1 protein-coding gene and 1 pseudogene are annotated in these 2,803 nt (G+C 74.8%); one reads left to right on the top strand and one right to left on the bottom strand.

The genetic code is table 11. The annotated features are described in order from the left end of the window. A partial coding sequence (locus AC0CYZ_RS16755) for a cobaltochelatase subunit CobN (protein ID WP_472217337.1) occupies window positions 1–1,916 on the bottom strand: 1,916 nt, incomplete at its 3' end. 187 nt (window positions 1,917–2,103) lie between these two features. On the opposite strand from AC0CYZ_RS16755, the pseudogene AC0CYZ_RS16750 reads away from it, so the two are divergent. After that, window positions 2,104–2,803 (top strand): annotated as a pseudogene (locus tag AC0CYZ_RS16750) (hypothetical protein); the annotation flags it as partial.

Below are 2,803 nucleotides of genomic sequence, written 5' to 3'. Positions count from 1 at the left end.
CAGATCTGGCCGCGGATCGCCTCGATCTTGCCGGGGTCCATGGCCTGGATCGAGGCGTACTCGTCGAGCAGCTGCTCGAGGCGGGCGAGGTCGCCGTAGGACTCCGCGCGGGCCATCGGTGGGACGAGGTGGTCCACGAGCGTGGCGTGGGCGCGGCGCTTGGCCTGGGTGCCCTCGCCGGGGTCGTTGACGAGGAAGGGGTAGACGAGCGGGAGGTCGCCGAGGATCGGGTCGGGCGCGCAGGAGGCGGACAGCGCCGCGGTCTTCCCCGGGAGCCACTCGAGGTTGCCGTGCTTGCCGACGTGGACCAGGGCGTCGGCGCCGAACCCGGCCTGCAGCCAGCGGTAGGCGGCGAGGTAGTGGTGGCTCGGCGGCAGGTCGGGGTCGTGGTAGATCGCGATCGGGTTCTCCCCGAACCCGCGCGGCGGCTGCATCATGATCACGACGTGGTCGCGGACCAGGGCGGCGAGGACGATCGCCTGCTCACCGGTCGAGTCGTCGAGGAACATCTCCCCCGGCGCCGGGCCCCAGTGCTCCTCGATCCCCTCCCGGAAGTCGGCCGGCAGGGTCTCGAACCACGTCGTGTACTCGGCGGCGTCGATCCGGACCGGGTTGGCCGCCATCTGCTCCTCGGTCAGCCAGTCCTGGTCGTAGCCGCCGGCGGCGATGAGGGCGCGGATGAGCAGGTCGCCGTCCCGCTCGGCGAGCCCGGGGACGTCGCCGATCCGGTAGCCGGCGTCGCGCATGGCCTCGAGCAGGGCGACGACGGAGGCCGGGGTGTCGAGCCCGACCGCGTTGCCGATGCGCGCGTGCTTCGTCGGGTAGGCGGAGAGGATCAGGGCGATCTTCTTGTCCGCGTTCGGCAGGTGGCGCAGCCGGCCGTGGTTGACGGCGAGCCCGGCGACGCGCGCGGCCCGCTCGGGGTCGGCGACGTAGACCGGGAGCCCGTCGCCGTCGATCTCCTTGAAGCTGAAGGGCACCGTGATGATGCGGCCGTCGAACTCCGGGACCGCGACCTGGTTGGCGGCGTCGAGGGGGCTCACGCCGTCGTCGTCGGCCAGCCACTCCTCGCGGGTCCGGGTGAGGCAGAGGGCCTGGAGGATCGGGACGTCGAGCGCGGCGAGCGCGCCGGTGTCCCACGACTCGTCGTCCTCGCCCGCGGAGGCCGTGGCCGGCTTCGACCCGCCGGCGGCGAGCACCGTGGTGATCAGGACGTCGGCCTCGCGGAGGCGCTCGACGAGCTCGTCGTCGGGGGCGCGCAGGCTCGAGCAGAACAGCGGCTCGGGGATTCCGCCGGCGTCGACGACGGCGTGGCACAGGGCGTCGACGAACGCGGTGTTCCCGGCGACGTGGTGGGCGCGGTAGTAGACGACGGCGACGCGGGGCCGGGTCCTCGATGCCAGCGAAGCGTCGTCGCTTGCATCCAGTGGCAGTGAATCCGCGTCGTCGACCGGCTCCCACCCCGACAGCCGACCCCACGTCGGCAGCTCCTCCGGCGGCGCGAACCCGTGCCCGGTGAGCAGCACGGTGTCGGAGAGGAACGCGGCCAGCTCGCGCAGGTTGTCCGGGCCGCCCTGGGCGAGGTAGAGGTGCGCCTGGGTCGCGACGCCCACCGGGACCGTCGAGGACTCCATCAGCTGCGCATCGGGCGCCTGCTCCCCGCCGAGCACGACGACGGGCCGCGGCTGCGATCCCGGGTCGAGCAGCGCGTCGAGGCCCGCCTCCCAGGCCTGGCGCCCGCCGAGCAGGCGCACGACGACGAGGTCCACGCCCTCGAGGAGCCCGGGCAGGTCCTGGGCCGGGTCGACCCGGGAGGGGTTCGCCCACCGCCACGGCACGGCGGGGCCGTCACCGTCCTCGCTCCCGGCCCGGGCCGAGCGGAGGTCGGTGTCGGACGTCGAGAGCAGCAACAGCACCGGCGCTCCAGCATGTTCGGGGACGGTGGCGGGTCCGACGGGTGCGGACCCCGCCCACACCTCATCATCTGAGCAGACATCCTGACACGGCGGTGACGTCCCGATCACGGACCGCCGGAGGGCCGTGTGCGGTCCGACATCTCACCATCTGACTAGATGCTGGGGCGTCGCCCCGTACTGTGTGACCATGCTCCGCTCCCGGCCCGACGCGTGCCCGGGGGCCTGGCGTCGGCACGACGCGGCCGACGGGGCGCTCGCGCGATTCCGGCCGGTGGGTGGGGCGATCGGCGCGGACGAGCTGCGCCTGCTGGCCGGTGCGGCGGCCGTGGGCGGATCCCCCCTCGAGCTGACCTCGCGGGGATCGTTGCAGGTCCGCGGCCTCGCGGGAAGCACCGCCGACGACCTGGCGGACGCCCTGCGCGCCGACCGGCCCGAAGGACTGCTCGACGCCCGCGGGCGCGACGTCCCCTGCGGCCTGCTCGCCTCGCCCCGGTCCACCCGGCTCGACGCGGTCGCCACGAGGGTCGCCGGTGACCTGCGGGGGCGGGTCGACGTCCCGGGCCGGCTGCTCGTGGCGCTGGAGGACCGGGTTCCGCCGGCGACTCCGGGCGTGAGGGGAGGATCCGGCCGCTCCGTCGGGCCGGAGGGTCCCCTCGCGCAGCACGGCGGCGACGTCTCCGGCCAGGGCGCCGACATCACCGTGGTCCTCACCTCGAGTGGACGTCCAGGGGGCTCGTCGGCGGGCCTGACGCCCGACGAGGGTCCACCCGGCGAGGACTCGACGGCCGCGCTCCTGCTCGACGGCCCCCACGGCGTCGTCGACACCGGCCTGCGCCACCCCGACCCGGCCGCGCTCGCCCTCGCCGCCGTCGACGCCTTCACCGCCG

This window comes from Actinomycetospora sp. (genome assembly GCF_055612215.1).
Note: the sequence above shows the minus strand (reverse complement) of the source record. Positions and strands in the feature narration are given on the sequence as shown.